A 17,014-nucleotide genomic window follows, 5' to 3' on the forward strand; every position below is an offset into this window, starting at 1 on the left:
CAAAAGTATTGTAAGCGTGGGTTGTTTCTTTAGAAGGAGGATTTTTAACGGTGAAACAACCTTACAATACTACGATTTACAACACGGCGCTTTATATGAGATTGAGCCGGGACGATGAACTGCAAGGAGAAAGCGGGAGTATTCAGACACAACGCATGATGCTCCGGCAATATGCCGCCGAGCATAGCCTGAATGTCATAGATGAATATATCGACGATGGATGGTCTGGAACGAACTTTGACAGGCCGGATTTTCAGAGAATGATTGATGACATTGAGGACGGGAAAATCAACTGCGTTGTTACGAAGGATTTATCCCGCTTAGGCAGAAACTACATTCTGACCGGCCAATACACGGAAATCTACTTTCCCAGCAAAGGAGTCCGCTATATCGCTGTCAATGACAATGTGGACACCATCAACGGAGAGAATGAGCTTGCCCCATTCCTCAACATTCTGAATGAAATGCACGCCCGCCAGACCAGCAAAAAGGTAAAAGCGGCCATGCGGACACGGTTTGCAAATGGCGCACACTATGGAGCCTATGCCCCGCTGGGCTATGTCAAAGACCCGGATAAGAAAGGCCATCTTCTGATTGACCCGGAAACAAGGTGGATTATCGAAAAGATTTTTGACCTTGCCGTTCATGGCCGGGGAGCCGCCAGCATTACACGGATTTTGGTCGAAGAAAAAGTGCCTACTCCCGGCTGGCTGAATTTCCAGAGATACGGCACTTTCGCAAATATCTATGCCGGAGCGCCGGAGGAAAAAGCCTATGCGTGGACGATAGCGCAGGTGAAAAGTATTCTGAAAGAGGAAACCTATATCGGACACAGCGTCCACAATAAGCAGACCAACATTTCATTCAAAAACAAGAAGAAAGTACGCAAGCCAAAAGAGGAATGGTATCGTGTGGAGAACACCCACGAAGCGATTATTTCCGAAGATGTGTTCCGTCAAGTACAGGAGCAGATTTGCAACAGGCGCAGACGGCAGAAGAACGGCACAACACAGATATTTTCCGGGCTGGTAAAATGTGCGGACTGCGGCTGGTCGCTGGCCTATGGTGTGAACAGCCAGAACAAAAATCCCTATGCCCACTACCATTGTAGCAAGTACGGGCAAGGATTGCACCAGTGTTCCATGCACTATATCCGCTATGATGTGCTTTACGCCTATGTCCTTTCCCGTCTGCAATACTGGTCTGTGCTGGCACAGCAGGATGGGGACAAACTTCTGAAACGGCTACTTAACGCCAGCGACAAGGAACGCAATACTGCAAGGAAGCGGCAGACAGCCGAACTGAAAAAGGCGGAAAAGCGCAAAGCAGAAGTAGACACCCTGTTTGCAAAAATGTATGAGGACTGGTCTGCCGGACGCATTACAGAATACAATTTCAATATGCTGTCCGAAAAGTATCAGGGCGAACAGCGAGAATTGGACGCAAAAATTGAACGGCTTCACGAAGCGATGGAGGTCGCCGCCCAGACAGCGGTTGACGCTGAAAAGTGGATAGGTCTGATGAAACAGTATGTCAATCCCACAGAATTGACGGCTGAACTTCTGAATACGCTGATTGAAAAAATCCTTGTCCATGAAGCGGTCAAAAGTGAGGACGGAAGCCGGGAACAGGAAGTGGAAATCTTCTACCGCTTTATCGGCAAAATCGAATGACACATCTTGAGATACCCAACAATATCTTTAACTAAGGGAAACGGGATTGTCCGTCCCTGATTCGGATATGCTGATTTCCATCTCAGAAGCATTGGATACATCTGTAGGCGCTCTGCTGGGGGAAAATATGATGGAACCGGAAACGGATACCCTGAAAGCGATTTCTGAAAAACTGGAGGTTATAAACCTGCAGCTGGCGCAGAGAAAAAATGCGCGGCGAAGAGTGTTTCATGGTCTGCTTATTTTATTATGCGCGGTTATAGCAGTAATTTTTGCAGCCTTGGCAGCATTGAACAGTTCTTACCTGAGCTGGGATTACAGTGATCCCGAAATGGCTGTCGCCGGAACAATTCTTCATGGTTTGGAATGGCTGTTTGTCAGAATAGCGCCGATTATTTTTGCTGGGGCAGCTATTGGAATTTTCCTGACCCGGAGAAAGGAGTAGGGCTGTACAACGCCTGAGAAAAAACAGAATAGACAGGGTGTTGGTTCATACCGATTTTTAGCCTCTGACATGCAGAAAAAAGACAATCCCAAAGAATTCGAACTTTTTTAAGGACCTGAATTCTCCGGCGGACTGTCTTTTTCCTTTGTATTTCATCTCTGATTTTCTGAATGAACAGATTAAATTCTTTCAAGCTCATACACGGTTCTCTTTTCTCGAGCTGTTCAAGAGAGAACAGACGGGGATTGCCAGCTATATATAACCTCAAAGTATTATATTTCTGTATTTTTTCGACAATTTAAGGAAATAGAATGATATATCCTGTTTAAATCCAACTTTTCGGTATATAATGAATCCTCAGATCAATCCATTTGCGGAATAGACAAATAATAATGCTGTTTTTGTAAACATTTTCGAATTTTTATATTGTATAATCAATACGCATTTTACTCTGTCGGATACAGAAATGAAAGAAGGGAACGGAGGACGAAAACAAAAGATGAAAACAGCGGAATGGATCAGGACAGAACGGGAAAAGAGAGGAATGTCAAGAAAAGAGCTGGGGGATATCCTGGGCTGTACAGCGGAAGCGGTGAGGTTATGGGAGTTTGGAAAAAGGAAACCAGGCAAAAAATATGTGTCTGCGCTGGCACGGATATTTTACTTGGGAAGGGAGGCGTCGGGAGAAACAGCACACAACAGCGGCAGTAAGAAATTATACGCAGCATGTGGAATGGAAGGGCTTCTGAAAAAGAGTCTTCAGCTGACAGTATGCCGGAAAAAGAGCCGGATATACCTGAGAAAAAATCTGAGTGCTCAGCTACGCTGCCCGGTTGAGATTTCCATTCATCCACGAAATGCCAGAGAGCTTTTGATTCGTGAAAAGAAAGATGGCGCGCCGAAAAAAGCTTATTATTCAGTGAAGCTGGTACGGGAGATTTCAGAGGCGCTGGAGACGGAAGGAAATATGAGATTTCTTTGTATCTGGGATGAATGTGAAGGCGGTTGGCGGGCAGTGCTGCTGCCGGAAATGACGGTATCATATTTATGGAACAATATGAGAAGACAGGCAGATGAAACGTGGACGAAAGCTGCCCGGCATAAGGGTGCAGCGGAGGGCGCCGTATGGAAGGATACTGCATGGCTGGACACCATATGGACGGAACGGATTTTCTGGGCGTTATGCTGGAAATACGGCAGACTTGTGGAGCATGAAGAAATCCGGATGATGTATCGGCTGGCACAGGAACTTGCCGTAAATGCAGACATATTTGAAGCAGATGAAATCTGGTATTTGGTTTTAATGTATGCCTCTGCCCTGCTGGACGAAATTCAGAGGGTGCAGAGGCGCTGTATGAGGGCAGAAGCGTCTCTATCTTTTGACCAGCCGCTGGGGAAAGAAGACGGATACAGTCTGCATGAAGCCTGGATGGGAGGGGAAATTCCTCATATGCAGATGGAAATTGATGAGTTTATCGGAAGGCTGACCGGGTTTGAGAAAAGAATTTTAAGTCTGCTGGCGGATGACAGAGATCCGGAGGATAACATAAATTTCGGCATCGGCTTGAAAGTGCTTGTGCGGGAAGGAGTACAGAGTCTTCGAAGAAAAGCGGAAGACTATTACGGAAAAGAGTATATTGGAAGCTTGCTGGCAGCAGGCTGACGCTGATGGAAATTGAAAAAACGCCCGGACAGAAAACTGCTGCGCGGAGGCAGAGCGCGGCAGCATAAACCAGGTTAGAAAATCCAAAAGATAAATCAAAAAACAAATATATGGAATAAATCCAAAGGACTGTAAAGGAGAAAAAATGAGATTAGATAAAGATTTTGTATGGGAAGGTGAATATGGAAGGAGAGAACATCTTGCTCCGGTATTCAGGGAGCTGCTGAAAATGCAGAAGGCGCATTCGCTGCAGATGCTGAGTCTGTTTGTCAATAATGTGCCGTACAATCTGGAGTTTTTTGTTGGGGCCAGTTACGACAGGCCGGGAAAAGACGATATGGATGAGATGAAAAGACTGTTTGAGGATGCGGGCCTCCGTTACCGCCAGGATCTGACGCTTCAAAAGCTGTTTCAGAAAATGGGGAGCAGAAGATTCGACAGTTATGCGATTTCGGAAGAAGCTGATGTGGACATAGTGATGAAAAATGCGTTTGTATTTGCCGAGATCAGTGATTTGGAGAAGAAAGGATATGGAATGAGTCCGTTTGGAAAGGAAAAGCAGGTTTTTATAAGCCACAGTTCCAAGGACAAGGAAGAGGTGGAAAAACTGATCCCGTATCTGAATGGAGCCGGGCTGCCCGTTTGGTTTGATAAATACAGCATTCATGTGGGAGATTCCATCGTCGATAAGGTCCAGGAGGGGCTGGATGAAGCAGAGAGTGTTATATTCTGGATTACGGAGCATTTTCTGGATTCCAGCTGGTGCAGGTATGAGATGAGCGCGTTTATAAAAAAGCTCATAGAGGAAAATGCGCTTATTATCAGTATCCTGGATAAGAACATAGGGATCAGGCAGCTGCCGCTGTTTTTACGGGATATTAAGGCCATCTATAACAACGGGCAGGGATATGAGAGCCTGTCAGGGGAAATCATTTCGGCTGTAAAAGAAAGAACCAATTTGTAAAGAACCCCCTTCCCTTCTCCCCTCTCTCCCCCTTTCTCCAGAAATTGTTCGCTGTAAAAGGATCTGCGGAACGATCTGCAAAGGAACAGTTGACAGACCCTGTACTTTTCGTAGAAAATAGAAAAGGACGTAAAAAGTCCTGCCCCCGGAAAACGGACCGGGAAAATGAGAAAGATCAGAAGAGGAGAACGGCATGATTTTATATTATTCAGGAACCGGAAACAGTGAATATGCGGCAAAGAGAATCGGCGGGGAAATCGGAGACGAGGTCCTGAACCTGTTTGAGAAGCTGCGTGATGGGGATGTTTCCGAAATGTATTCGGAAAAGCCATGGGTGATTGTGACGCCTGTCTATGCCTGGAGAATTCCGCGCATCCTGGGAGAGTGGCTGAGAAAAACGAAACTCACCGGTAATCCTGCGGTTTATTTTGTGCTGACCTGCGGTGCGGGAATTGGAAATGCGGGGAAATATCTGAAGACATTGTGCGCAGAGATGGGAATGGAGTACAGGGGCTGCCTGGAAGTGGTGATGCCTGAGAATTACATTGCCCTGTTCAGTCCGCCTTCGGACGCGGAAGCGCGGAGGATCATCGAACAGGCGGAGCCTGCGCTTCAGCAGGCGGCGGAAGCGGTTGGAAGCGGAAAACCGTTTTTGGAAAAACCGGTTACGTTTACGGACAGGGTGCTGAGCGGCGCGGTGAATGCTCTGTTTTATCCCCTGTTTATTCACGCAAAAAAATTTTATGTGACAGACGCCTGCGTCTCCTGTGGAAAATGTGCGGAGGTCTGTCCGCTTCAGAATATCCGGATGGAGGGCGGGAAGCCTGTCTGGGGAGAAAACTGTACCCACTGCATGGCGTGTATCTGCCGCTGCCCGAAAGCTGCCATCGAATACGGGAAACACAGCAGAGGCCTGCCCCGTTATACCTTCCCGGCAATGGCGGAAAATGCGGCGGATGGGGAAAAAGCCCAGAATCAGGGATTTCAAAGCCAGGGATTCGACCAGCAGGAACTTCAGAATCAGGAGAAAGGAAGTATCGAAGGAAATGAAGAATGAGAATCTGAAGGATAAAAATATAAAGAATGGGAAGCTGGCGGTAGTCTTTCCGGGGGTCGGCTACCATGCAGACAAACCGCTTTTATATTACAGCAGAAAGCTGGCTGCCCAGTATGGGTATGAGATCATCTGCGCGGATTACGGGATTCTTCCGTCCGGCATTAAGGGAGACGCAGGGAAGATGTACGCGGCATTTGAGCAGGCTCTTTCTCATGTGGAGGAACAGCTTGCCAGTGTAGATTTTGTGTCCTGCAGCAGAGTGCTGTTTCTGTCAAAGAGTATCGGCACGGCGGTGGCTGCTGCCTATGATGGGAAGCATAAGACCGGCGCCGGTCATGTCTACTATACGCCGGTGGAGGCGTCTTTCCAGGCGATTGGAACGGAGGGAATCGTTTTTCACGGAACGGGAGACGACTGGGCTGACACCGGTGCGATTCGGGAGGCGTGCGAAAAAAGAAATCTGCCTCTGTTTCTGACGGAGGGAGCAAATCATTCGATGGAAACAGGAGACGCGCTGAAGGATCTGGAAATTCTCCGAAAAATTATGGAAGAGACCGATCAATATATCAGAAAATTTTCGGAGGCAGCCCGTTAAAGGAACGAAGGCAGCCTGTTAAAAGAACAGAGACAGATACCAGCAGGAAAATTCCTGTTTGATAGCTGCGAATAAATGTTTGAATGAAATTTCTGCCTGGGCCTCATTCCTGGAACAGGCTGCCGTTATTTCCCTTCGTTTCCCTTTTGAGTTTCTTCTGCCATCCGGTAGCCGATTCCCACTTCCGTGAAAATATACTGCGGGTCCGCAGGATTTTTCTCCAGTTTCCGTCTGACATTTGCCATGTTTACGCGCAGAATCTGATTGTTGCGCTCGATATAGGGGCCCCAGATCTGTGTCAGAATGCTGTCGTAGGTCAGTACACGTCCGGCGTTGCGCGCCAGAAGAGAGACAAGGCGGTATTCGATCTGAGTCAGGTGGATGCTTTCTCCGTTCAGAAACACGAGGCGCTTGTCGAAATCTACAGTCAGCTCGCCGCATACATAGGGACGCTTGTAGAGTTCTGTGTCGGAATCCAGACGGTTGCTGTGCCGGAGTGCTGTCCGGATGCGCGCCAGAAGCTCGGCTGTGCCGAAGGGCTTGGTGATATAGTCGTCGGCTCCCGCGTCGAGCGCAAGAACTTTTTCATGCTCTTTGGTTCTGGCAGAAATGACAATGATGGGCAGGCTGGACCAGGAGCGCACTTCACGGATGATTTCCAGTCCGTCCGCATCAGGCAGTCCCAGATCCAGAAGCACCAGATCGCAGCTTCCGCTGTTTACAATGGACAAGCCTTCCGCAGCTGTGGAGGCTGTTGCGATCTTGTAACCCTGGGTCCGCAGGGAAGTCTTAATAAAATTACAGATATTTTCTTCATCTTCAATAATCAGTACAGAAAGCTTGCTCATAACTAAATTCTCCTAATTCTTGCCTGCGGGAAGGGCCGCACTTCGGGCGGCTGTTCTTGTCCCGTGGTATATTTGTATGATACAGCAGACGTTACATGGGCAGTGTAAAAGAAAATTTTGCGCCTTTTCCATGGTTCTCTGCAGTAATAGTGCCTTTATGGGCGGAAATGATGGTCTTACAGATAGAAAGGCCGATTCCCATACCTTTAAAAGCTTCGCTGCTGCCTTCTCTGCTGTAGGCGGCATCTCCGTCAAAGATAGAACTCAGCCGTTCCGGAGCGATTCCTTTCCCATAGTCAATCACATCAAACTGCATCATATTTCCGTTTGGCCAAACGTTCAGCTCAATGGGATCTGAGGAACCGGAGTGGCGGGCGGCATTTTCCAGAAGATTGATAATTACCTGCTCGATCAGAGTAGCGTCCATGGGAATCAGATAAAATTCATCTGGCACCCTTGCTTTAACAGATATGTCAGGAAGGCGCTGCTTCAGCCTCGTGACAGCTTCGGCCACTACTTCCTCCACAGGTTCTTCTGTCTTTACGACGCTGGCTGTATCTGCGTCGATACGGGTTACGGTAAGCAGGTTTTCCACCATGTTCAGAAGCCAGTGGGCGTCCTCGTGGATGCCGCTTACCAGAGCGTTTCTTTCCTTTTCGGACAGTTCCTCTCCGTTTTCCAGGTAAGTGGAGCTGGAACCGATGATTGCGGTCAGAGGCGTGCGCAGATCGTGGGAAATAGCACGCAGCAGGTTGGCTCTCATTTTTTCTTTGTCAGCTTCCAGCAGCAGGCGTTCCTGTTCCTGAATCTGCCTGGCCTGGCTCTTCAGGTGCGTGGTTGTGGTGCTGGTGATGATAGACACGCTCAGAAAGCCGAGAAAGGTCAGGGGATATCCGGCCATGGTAAAATTCAGCTTGCCATAGGGATAGGTAAATACGGCGTTTACGATAAATACGCTGATAACAGAAGCCAGGATTCCCGGCAGATAGCCGCTGCTGTATCGGGCAATCAGAGCTACAGCCAGGACATAAATCATGGATATATTATTTGCGCTGCCTGTAGCCAGATAAAAAAGATAGGCGATCAGGGTAGCCAGAAGCAGCGCCAGTATAGTGATCAGACAGTTTCGTTTCAGTTCTGTGTTCGTCATACAGATTCCTCGTTTTGCTGCAAACAGTTCTCTTGTTTTTGATACTGCCTATTATACAATACTTCCGCTGTGTTTTACAAGATTTCTGAGGATATCTGGAAGTTCAGAAAAAAGGAGCTGTGAACGCAGCTCCCTTTCTGTCCCTGTGCGCCTGGCGGCGCACAGTTTTTCTTCTCTTCATTTTATTCTTCATGCACACGGGGCAGTGTAAAGATAAATTCCGTTCCTACTCCTTCGGTGGAAATCGCGTTGATGTGTTCTCCGTGGGAGGTAATGATTTCTTTTACAATGGACAGGCCCAGGCCGGTTCCTTTTTTGTCTCTGCCCCGGGAGGCGTCGGTCTTGTAGAAACGCTCCCATATTTTTTTCATGCTGTCCTTGGGAATTCCTATGCCCTGATCCTTTACGGAGATGAAGACCTTTTCGTGGCGGAGCGTGGTCTCAATGGTAATCTGGGAATCGTTGGGGCTGAACTTGATGGCATTGTCCAGCAGGTTGTACATTACCTGCTGAATCTTACCCATATCTGCGGATACAAACTGTTCCCTGGCGTCAAACAGAAGCTCGATAGAGATGTGGCGCTCCGTACACCGTCCCTCGAAGGAAGAGACGGTGTTTTTGATTACCTTATTGATATCGAAATCGGTGATGTCCAGGCGGTTTTTCTTCGTGTCGAAGGAATTCAGCGTCAGGAGGCCGCTGGTGAGCTTGTTCAGGCGCTCGGTCTCCATCAGGACAATGTTCAGATATTTTTCCTGCATCTCCGGTGGGATGGTGCCGTCCAGCATTGCTTCCACATAGCCCTTGATGGAAGTCAGGGGGGAGCGGAAGTCATGGGAGATGTTCGCAACAAATTTTTTCTGGTAATCATCGGTTTCTTTCAGCTCATGGGCCATATAATTCAACGTGGCGGCCAGCTGTCCGATTTCATCTTCGCCATAGATTTCCAGCTGGTACTGAAAATTTCCCTGGGCGTACTGACGGGCCGCTTCTGTGATTTTTTTCAGGGGCCTGTAGACGGTGACGGTAAAAGCGGCCAGTATCATAAGCGACAGGCCGAAGATAAACAGAAGAGTCAGGTAAGTCACATTCAGCAGCCCGTCCCGCTCTGCGGTGAGCTGGCGCATGGGCATATGGATTAGAACATATCCTCTGGTCCGGAAATTGTAGGTGATGGGCGTGACTACCGAAAGGGTCTCTTCATCGAAGCGGCCGTAAAAATCGCCGATCACATAATAGCTGCTGCCCATATCGGTGGGATCAAAGTCTTCTATGACGGTTTCTGTCCCTTCGGAAAGACTGGTGTCGGAGTTTACGAGAAGGGTGCCGTCGGCGTTCAGCAGCCAGATAGAAGCGTTCAGATAAGTGTCCAGCGCCTGAAAATGGGAGTGGATATCTTCCAGCGAGGCGGCGTTGGGGCTTTCCGAATAGTAGCTTCTCGCAAAATTCGTGGAAATATAATTGGCCTCCCGGTACAGGCTTTCCGCTCTCTGCCCTGTCAGGTAATTCAGGGTCATGTGGGAGCTGAAGGTGGCGATCACCAGAAAGCCCAGAAGACCAAAGACCAGATAGGTCAGTATAAATTTCAGATAAAGAGAATGCTTCATGACCGCCTATCCTTTTACCTCAAATTTGTAGCCGATTCCCCATACGGTAGCCAGGCTCCAGGAGGGATGATCCTTGATTTTTTCCCGCAGACGCTTAATATGTACGTCTACGGTACGGGTGTCGCCGATGTATTCATATCCCCAGATATGATCCAGAAGCTGCTCTCTGGTAAATACCTGATTGGGTGAGGAAGCCAGAAAATACAGAAGCTCCAGCTCCTTGGGCGGCATATCTACGGGATGCCCCTGGTACAGCACGGAGTAGTTGGTCTGATTGATGACCAGATCCGGATATTCCACGATCTTGGCCGTGGCCTTCGGGGCTTCCGGTTTCGCGGGCTGGTAGCGGCGGAGCACAGCCTTGACCCGGGCCACCAGTTCTTTGGAATCAAAGGGTTTGATGATATAGTCGTCAGCTCCCAGCTCCAGGCCCAGCACCTTGTCAAAGACTTCGCCCTTGGCGGAGAGCATGATGATCGGCGTAGAAGACTTGGAACGGATCTCCCGGCATACCTGATAGCCGTCGATGCCCGGGAGCATCAGGTCCAGCAGAATCAGGTTGGGCTGAAAGGTTTTGAAGACGGAGAGCGCTTCCTCCCCGTCGTTTACAATCATGGTCTCATAGCATTCTTTTGTCAGGTACAGAGAGATAAGCTCTGCAATGTTGGCATCATCGTCTACGATTAAAATTTTCTGTTTTGCTGCCATGTTCGAATCACTCCTGTTTAAACGTCGCAATGGTGACGCCGGCGTCTCCTTCGCCGAACTCGCCAAGACGGTAAGATTTCACATACTTGTTGCGCTTCAGCAGACCCTGAACAGCTTTTCTGAGAGCCCCGGTTCCCTTGCCGTGCACGATGCGGACGGATGGAAGATGGGCCAGATAGGCATCGTCCAGGTATTTGTCCAGGTGTGCCAGCGCTTCATCCACAGTCATGCCGATCAGGTTGATCTCAGTGCTGACGCTGGCGGATTTGCTCATCTTGATTTTTCCCGTGCTGCTCTTCTGGAACTGCTTCGAGGTAATCACAGCCTCCTCCACAAGCTCCAGATCGGAGAGCTTCACCTGAGAGCGCAGAATTCCCATCTGAACAAAAAGACTGCCTCTGGCGTCGGGAAGGGAGCTGACGGTTCCCTGCAGATTCAGGCTCAGGACACGGACAGTATCCCCCAGATGAATATCTGAGGGCTTTAGGGCGCGTCTGGGCTTCTGTTCCTTCGGCTGGGAGAGAGCTTTTTCAGTCTTTTTCATCCGCTCCCGGAGGCGGGCGCGCTCCGCTTCCATCTCACTGGCGGAGATGCCTGCTTTTCCGAATTTATGGAAATCCTTCATGGTCTGGTCTGCATAATCTTTGGCCTCCTGAAGGATCTTTCTGGCCTGTTCATTGGCTTCGCGCAAGATCCGGTCTCTCTGGGCGTCCAGCTTTTCCTGCTTCTTTTCCAGAGCCTCGCGCAGGGAGCGGATTTCCTCCTTATGCTCACGGATCTCTTCCTGCTCCTGTTCAATGGTCCGGCGGCTGCTTTCCAGATCGGCCAGCAGGTCCTCAAAGCTTTCGCTCTGCTCGCTTAAATGGCCTCTTGCGTCCTCGATGAGAAAATCAGGAAGTCCCAGCTTTGAGGAAATGGCAAAGGCATTGCTCTTTCCGGGAATTCCGATGAGCAGACGGTAGGTGGGGCTTAAGGTCTCCACGTCGAATTCGCAGCAGGCGTTTTCCACACCGGAAGCAGAGAGGGCGAAGACCTTCAGTTCACTGTAATGGGTGGTGGCCATGGTGCGGATTCCCATTTTATGCAGGTGGGAAAGGATCGCAATGGCCAGGGCCGCGCCCTCTGTCGGATCGGTTCCCGCGCAGAGCTCGTCGAAGAGAACCAGGGAATTTAAAGAGGCCTCCTTCAGAATCCGGATAATGTTCGTCATGTGGGACGAAAAAGTACTTAAGGACTGTTCAATGCTCTGCTCGTCGCCAATATCTGCGTATACCTCGTCAAAGACCGCCAGCTGGGAATTCTGGGCGGCAGGAATATGCAGTCCCGCCTGTCCCATCAGAGTCAGAAGCCCCGTGGTTTTCAGAGAGACCGTCTTTCCTCCGGTATTCGGCCCTGTCACGATAAGCAGATCGTACTCCTGCCCGAGCCGGATAGTGACCGGAACCACCTTTGACGGGTCCAGCAGGGGGTGGCGGCCTTCTTTAATGAGAATCTGCCTTTTTTCATTGAAGACAGGGCAGGTGGCCTTCATCTCCCTGGCCAGGTTTGCTTTGGCAAAGATAAAATCCAGCTCTGTCAGGATCTCATAATCCTGGGCAATGGATTCTGTGCAGGAGGCAGCCTCCTGGCTCAGCTGTTCCAGCACATGTTCGATTTCTTCCTGCTCCTTCAGATACAATTCTTTTAAGTCGTTATTCAGGCGCACGACCGCCATGGGCTCCACGAAAAGCGTCGAGCCGGTGGAGGACTGGTCGTGGATCATGCCGGGCACCTGGCTTCTGTATTCCGCTTTGACCGGGATGCAGTAGCGCCCGTTCCTCTGGGTAATCACTGCGTCCTGCAGATAGGTTCTGGCAGAGCCGTTTACCATGCCGGAAAGAGTGGAATGAATCCGGTCGTTCGCGGTCCGGATGGAACGGCGCACGCTGCGCAGCGCTGGGCTTGCGTCGTCGCTGATCTCCTCTTCTGAAAGGATGCAGCGGCGGATCTCCTGGGAAAGCCGGGCGCAGGGCTCCAGGGCGGAGAACAGCGGATCGAGTGTGTCCGGCTCTTCCTCTCTGCCGTCATTCTGGCGGGCATACTGCTTTGCCTTTGCCGCTGTCTCCAGAAGGGTGCACAGATCCAGAAGCTCCATGATATTCAGAGAGCTTCCCACCTCCAGGCGTTTCAGGGAGGGACGCACATCCTTTGCGCCCCCAAGGTAAAGACTGCCGCGGCGGTAGACGCGGCTTAAGGCGTCTGCCGTCTCTGTCTGGGAGGCAGTAATATCGCTTAATTTCTGCATGGGCACAAGGTCCAGGCAGCGCTTGCGGCCGCCGGCGCTTGCGGCGTGTCCGGCCAGCCGTTCTGTAATTTTATAAAATTCAAGAGTCTGATATGCTTTTCTGTTCATAGTATCTAAAGTATACTCTATTTACCGCGGAAACTCAAGGTCACTTTTCGCATCCATCTGGGGCCGCGGTACCGCGCCGCCCCTGTCAGAAGACGGCTGCGGCCGGCAGTCTTCTTGTCAACCCAGGGTAGACACCCGTAAAAAAATGTATTAGAATAAAACTGTTTACAGTGTGCGGTTTTAAATGTTCGGAGGAGCGTATGGCAGAAGAAAAACGTCGTGAGGAACAGGAATTTTCTTTTGTGAAGGAAAAGATCAAAAAGCAGCCCTTTTACCAGAATAAAACCCTGCGCCGCGCAGCTCTGCAGCTGATTTTTTCGGTCGTCTGCGGTGCAGTGGCCTGCTTTGTATTTGTAATCGTACACCCCTGGATGGAGCGGACATTCGGGGAGCAGGAGATGACTGAGATCACGATCCCGCAGGAGGAAGAGGAAGAGACAGTGACGGAGCCTCAGGAGGAGACGGAAGACGAGGAACCCGTGGTAATTACCGAGCCCCGGGAGCTTGAGGTGGAGGATTATGCCGATCTTTACACAAAGCTCAAGGAGGTGGCGGACACAGCCGGAAAGAGCCTGGTGACTGTGACGGCTTCCAGCAGCGGAACCGATTGGTTTAATGAGACCTATGAGAGCCGCAGAGAGCTTTCCGGGCTTCTGGTGGGAAATAACGGCGTGGAGCTTCTGATTCTGGCGCCCTATTCCCAGGTGGAAGGGGCGGATACGCTTCAGGCCGCCTTTGCCGACGGGTCTACGCTTGCGGCTGTGCTGAAAAATTATGATTCTGTGACGGATCTTGCGGTTCTCAGCGTAAATCTGGCAGATGTGGAGGAAGACACACTGGAAAGCATCCGCATGGCAGAGCTGGGAAGCTCTAAGAGCCTGAAAGCGGGAGAGCCTGTGATCGCAGTGGGAAGTCCTGCGGGAATAGCCGGTTCTGTAAAGTATGGCAATCTGGTGGCGTCAGGCTATAAGGTCAGTGTGATTGATGGAGAGTACAATCTGCTGATTACAGACATGGAGCGTTCGGAGAAGGGGAGCGGCGTTCTTTTGAATCTGAGCGGACAGGTGATAGGCCTGCTGGAAGACTCCTATCTGAATTCCAGCAATGAAGGGGCGCTGACCGCCTATGCCATCTCGGATATGAAGGATATCATTGAGCATCTTTCCAACAGCCAGGATCTGGTGTATATGGGTATTCACGGAACAGATGTGACAGAAGAGATTTCGGAAGCCCAGGGGATTCCCGCGGGTGTGTACGTGACGGGCATGGAAGCGGATTCGCCGGCCATGAACAGTGGGATTCAGGCAGGAGACATTATCACGGAAATCAACGGAAAGACGATCACTTCTCTTTCCCAGATCCGGGAGATGCTGCTGAAATTCTCGAGGGAACAGGTGATACAGGTAGTGGTTATGCGGCAGGGAAAAGACGGCTACAAAGAAATTGAGTGCAGCGTGACTCTGAATGTGCTACAATAAAAAAACGAGTAACTATTGGCCGGGAGCTTTTCCGGCATTCCGGCAGGATGAGGAGAAAATATGAAATATATCGAGAGCATCCGGGAGGGCGAGCGCGTTTCCGGAATTTATCTGTGCAAGCAGAGGCAGTCAGCCGTGACGAAGAACGGCAAAGCCTATGAAAATATGATTTTACAGGATAAGACGGGTCTGGCGGATGCCAAGATCTGGGACCCGAATTCCCAGGGAATTGAAGAATTCGGCGCGCTGGATTATGTGGAGATCGTGGCGGAGGCCACAAGCTTTCAGGGAGCGCTGCAGCTGAATGTAAAGCGTGCCAGAAAAGCCCGGGAAGGAGAGTATGATCCGGCGGATTATCTTCCGGTCAGTGAATTTGACATTGAAGAGATGTACCGGGAGCTGATGAACTATGCGAATCAGGTGCGTGAGCCCCATCTCAGGGCTCTGCTGAAGGATTTGTTTGTGGATGACGCGGACTTTATCCGCGCGTTTAAGTTTCACTCCGCGGCCAAGACGGTCCACCACAGCTTTGTGGGAGGATTGCTGGAGCACACCTTGAGCGTCTGCCGTCTCTGCGAATATTATACGAAGGCGTATCCGTTCCTGAACCGGGATCTGCTCTACACGGCGGCCATGTGCCATGATATTGGAAAGGTGTACGAGCTGTCGGATTTTCCGGAAAATGATTATACGGATGAGGGACAGCTTCTGGGGCACATTTCCATGGGAAGCGAGATGGTGGGCGAGCGCGCCAGAAAGATTTCCGGATTTCCGAAAAAACTGGAGAATGAGCTCAAGCACTGCATCCTGGCCCATCATGGAGAACTGGAATACGGCTCTCCCAAGAAACCGGCCCTGGCAGAGGCTCTGGCGCTGAATCTGGCGGATAATACGGACGCCAAGATGGAGACCATCAAAGAGATCTTCCGCGCGGCAGGACAGAATCAGGGGTGGCTTGGCTACAACCGCCTGTTTGAGTCGAATCTTCGCAGGACAACGGAGGTCTAAATTTGAAGAAGAATGATTTACTCCAAGTAAAAATAGAAACTATGGGAAACGCAGGAGAGGGCATCGGTAAAATCGACGGATACCCTCTCTTTGTCAAAGACGCTCTTCCGGGAGACGTGGCGGAGGTACGGCTTACCAAGGTAAAAAAGACTTATGCCTACGCCAGGCTGGAGCGGCTTCTTGAGCCCTCTTTGGACCGGACTGAGCCCCGGTGTCCGCTGCACAGAAGCTGCGGAGGCTGCCAGATTCAGGCCCTTTCCTATGAAAAACAGCTGGAGTACAAGGAAAATAAGGTGCGGCAGGATCTGATCCGCATCGGAGGCTTTGCCAATCCGGAGGTGCTTCCGGTTCTGGGAATGGAGGAACCCTATCATTACCGGAATAAGGCCCAGTTTCCCTTTGGCCGCAGCCGGGACGGCAGAATCGTCACCGGCTTTTACGCGGGGCGCACTCACACCATTGTGCCGGGTACGGACTGCGCCATCGGCGCGCCGGAAAACAAAGAGATTCTGGAGCTGATTCTTGATTTTATGAATGAGCGGGGAATCGAGCCCTATGATGAGGCGGCCGGAAAAGGTCTGCTGCGCCACGCTCTGATACGGAAAGGCTTTGCCACCGGAGAGCTGATGGTCTGTCTCGTGATTAACGGAAGAAGCTTTCCCGGTGCAGAAGAGCTGGCGGACCGGCTCTTTGCGATCCCCGGCATGACCAGCTTCAGCCTGAACGTGAATCAGAAAAACACCAACGTGATCCTGGGAAAGGAAGTGATTCCTGTCCGGGGGCAGACGTACATTACTGATCGGATTGGGGAGATCAGCTATCAGATTTCGCCTTTATCCTTCTATCAGGTTAATCCGGCCCAGACAGAGAAGCTGTACCGGACTGCCCTGGACTACGCCGGACTTACCGGAGGAGAGACAGTCTGGGAGTTGTACTGCGGCATCGGAACCATTTCCCTTTTTCTGGCTCAGAGCGCGGGAAAGGTATACGGCGTGGAGATTGTGCCCCAGGCCGTGGAGGACGCCCGCCGCAACGCGGCGCTGAACGGCTTTGCCAACGTGGAATTCTATCTGGGAAAGGCCGAAGAGGTGCTGCCTGAAAAGTATGAAAAAGACGGCATCCGCGCCGATGTGATGGTTGTCGATCCGCCCCGGAAAGGCTGTGACTCGGCCTGCCTGGAAACTATGCTGCGCATGGAGCCCCGGCGCATTGTCTATGTGAGCTGTGATCCGGCGACGCTCGCCAGGGATCTGAAAATCCTCTGCGCAGACGGATGTTATGAACTCCGGAAGGTGCAGCCTGTGGACATGTTCCCCCACACAGCCGGGGTGGAAAATGTGGCGCTGCTTACCCGGAAGACGCATACTGTGCCTTCTGCATGAAGAACAGCCGGTGCGGTAACTGTGGAAGCTTAGATATACTGCCT

General features: G+C 50.7%; 14 protein-coding genes. 9 read left to right on the forward strand and 5 right to left on the reverse strand.

Annotated elements, in window-relative coordinates; translation table 11 throughout:
• The first annotated feature begins 95 nt into the window (after nt 1-95).
• The 6 genes from B5E82_RS13590 to B5E82_RS13615 all read left to right on the forward strand — a co-directional run bounded on the left by B5E82_RS13590 (nt 96) and on the right by B5E82_RS13615 (nt 6,397).
• A complete protein-coding gene (locus B5E82_RS13590) occupies nt 96-1,673 on the forward strand; it encodes a DUF4368 domain-containing protein (RefSeq protein ID WP_265104726.1) in 1,578 nt (525 codons plus the stop codon).
• Nucleotides 1,674-1,800: 127 nt separating this feature from the next.
• The gene (locus B5E82_RS13595; protein WP_140393147.1) at nt 1,801-2,118 is read left to right on the forward strand and encodes a hypothetical protein; all 318 of its coding nucleotides are present in this window, start codon (nt 1,801-1,803) and stop codon (nt 2,116-2,118) included.
• A 499-nt stretch (nt 2,119-2,617) separates the two neighbouring features.
• Complete coding sequence (locus B5E82_RS13600) at nt 2,618-3,781, forward strand: helix-turn-helix domain-containing protein (protein ID WP_162610783.1); 1,164 nt, start codon at nt 2,618-2,620, stop codon at nt 3,779-3,781.
• A 145-nt stretch (nt 3,782-3,926) separates the two neighbouring features.
• Nucleotides 3,927-4,745, forward strand: a complete 819-nt coding sequence (locus B5E82_RS13605; protein ID WP_087308106.1) for a toll/interleukin-1 receptor domain-containing protein — start codon at nt 3,927-3,929, stop codon at nt 4,743-4,745.
• A 193-nt stretch (nt 4,746-4,938) separates the two neighbouring features.
• Nucleotides 4,939-5,802, forward strand: coding sequence for an EFR1 family ferrodoxin (locus B5E82_RS13610; RefSeq protein WP_140393148.1), 864 nt, complete (start codon nt 4,939-4,941; stop codon nt 5,800-5,802).
• Complete coding sequence (locus tag B5E82_RS13615) at nt 5,792-6,397, forward strand: hypothetical protein (RefSeq protein ID WP_087308107.1); 606 nt, start codon at nt 5,792-5,794, stop codon at nt 6,395-6,397. Before B5E82_RS13610 ends, B5E82_RS13615 begins: the two co-directional genes overlap by 11 nt.
• 125 nt (nt 6,398-6,522) lie before the next feature.
• Here B5E82_RS13615 and B5E82_RS13620 read toward each other — a convergent pair whose 3' ends face one another.
• From B5E82_RS13620 to B5E82_RS13640, 5 genes are all read right to left on the reverse strand, one after another.
• A complete protein-coding gene (locus B5E82_RS13620; RefSeq protein WP_087308108.1) occupies nt 6,523-7,245 on the reverse strand; it encodes a response regulator in 723 nt (240 codons plus the stop codon).
• Between the two features lie 91 nt (nt 7,246-7,336).
• Nucleotides 7,337-8,395, reverse strand: a complete 1,059-nt coding sequence (locus B5E82_RS13625) for a sensor histidine kinase (protein ID WP_087308109.1) — start codon at nt 8,393-8,395, stop codon at nt 7,337-7,339.
• 182 nt (nt 8,396-8,577) lie between these two features.
• Entirely contained in the window at nt 8,578-10,002 is a 1,425-nt protein-coding gene (locus tag B5E82_RS13630) for a sensor histidine kinase (RefSeq protein ID WP_087308110.1), read from the reverse strand.
• Between the two features lie 6 nt (nt 10,003-10,008).
• The gene (locus B5E82_RS13635) at nt 10,009-10,710 is read right to left on the reverse strand and encodes a response regulator transcription factor (RefSeq protein ID WP_087308111.1); all 702 of its coding nucleotides are present in this window, start codon (nt 10,708-10,710) and stop codon (nt 10,009-10,011) included.
• A gap of 7 nt (nt 10,711-10,717) precedes the next feature.
• The gene (locus tag B5E82_RS13640; RefSeq protein ID WP_087308112.1) at nt 10,718-13,102 is read right to left on the reverse strand and encodes an endonuclease MutS2; all 2,385 of its coding nucleotides are present in this window, start codon (nt 13,100-13,102) and stop codon (nt 10,718-10,720) included.
• 200 nt (nt 13,103-13,302) lie between these two features.
• Between B5E82_RS13640 and B5E82_RS13645 the strand changes: the two genes are divergently transcribed.
• Genes B5E82_RS13645 through rlmD form a run of 3 tightly spaced genes read left to right on the forward strand, consistent with a single transcriptional unit; the run spans nt 13,303 to nt 16,970 of the window.
• Nucleotides 13,303-14,580, forward strand: coding sequence for a S1C family serine protease (locus tag B5E82_RS13645; protein WP_087308113.1), 1,278 nt, complete (start codon nt 13,303-13,305; stop codon nt 14,578-14,580).
• A 60-nt stretch (nt 14,581-14,640) separates the two neighbouring features.
• The gene (locus B5E82_RS13650) at nt 14,641-15,588 is read left to right on the forward strand and encodes a 3'-5' exoribonuclease YhaM family protein (RefSeq protein ID WP_087308114.1); all 948 of its coding nucleotides are present in this window, start codon (nt 14,641-14,643) and stop codon (nt 15,586-15,588) included.
• 2 nt (nt 15,589-15,590) lie between these two features.
• On the forward strand, nt 15,591-16,970 hold the full coding sequence (gene rlmD / locus B5E82_RS13655; RefSeq protein ID WP_087308115.1) for a 23S rRNA (uracil(1939)-C(5))-methyltransferase RlmD: 1,380 nt from the start codon (nt 15,591-15,593) through the stop codon (nt 16,968-16,970).
• Nucleotides 16,971-17,014 lie beyond the last annotated feature (44 nt).

The sequence above is a fragment of the Lachnoclostridium sp. An138 genome, from assembly GCF_002160765.1.
Lineage (GTDB): Bacteria > Bacillota > Clostridia > Lachnospirales > Lachnospiraceae > Laedolimicola > Laedolimicola faecalis.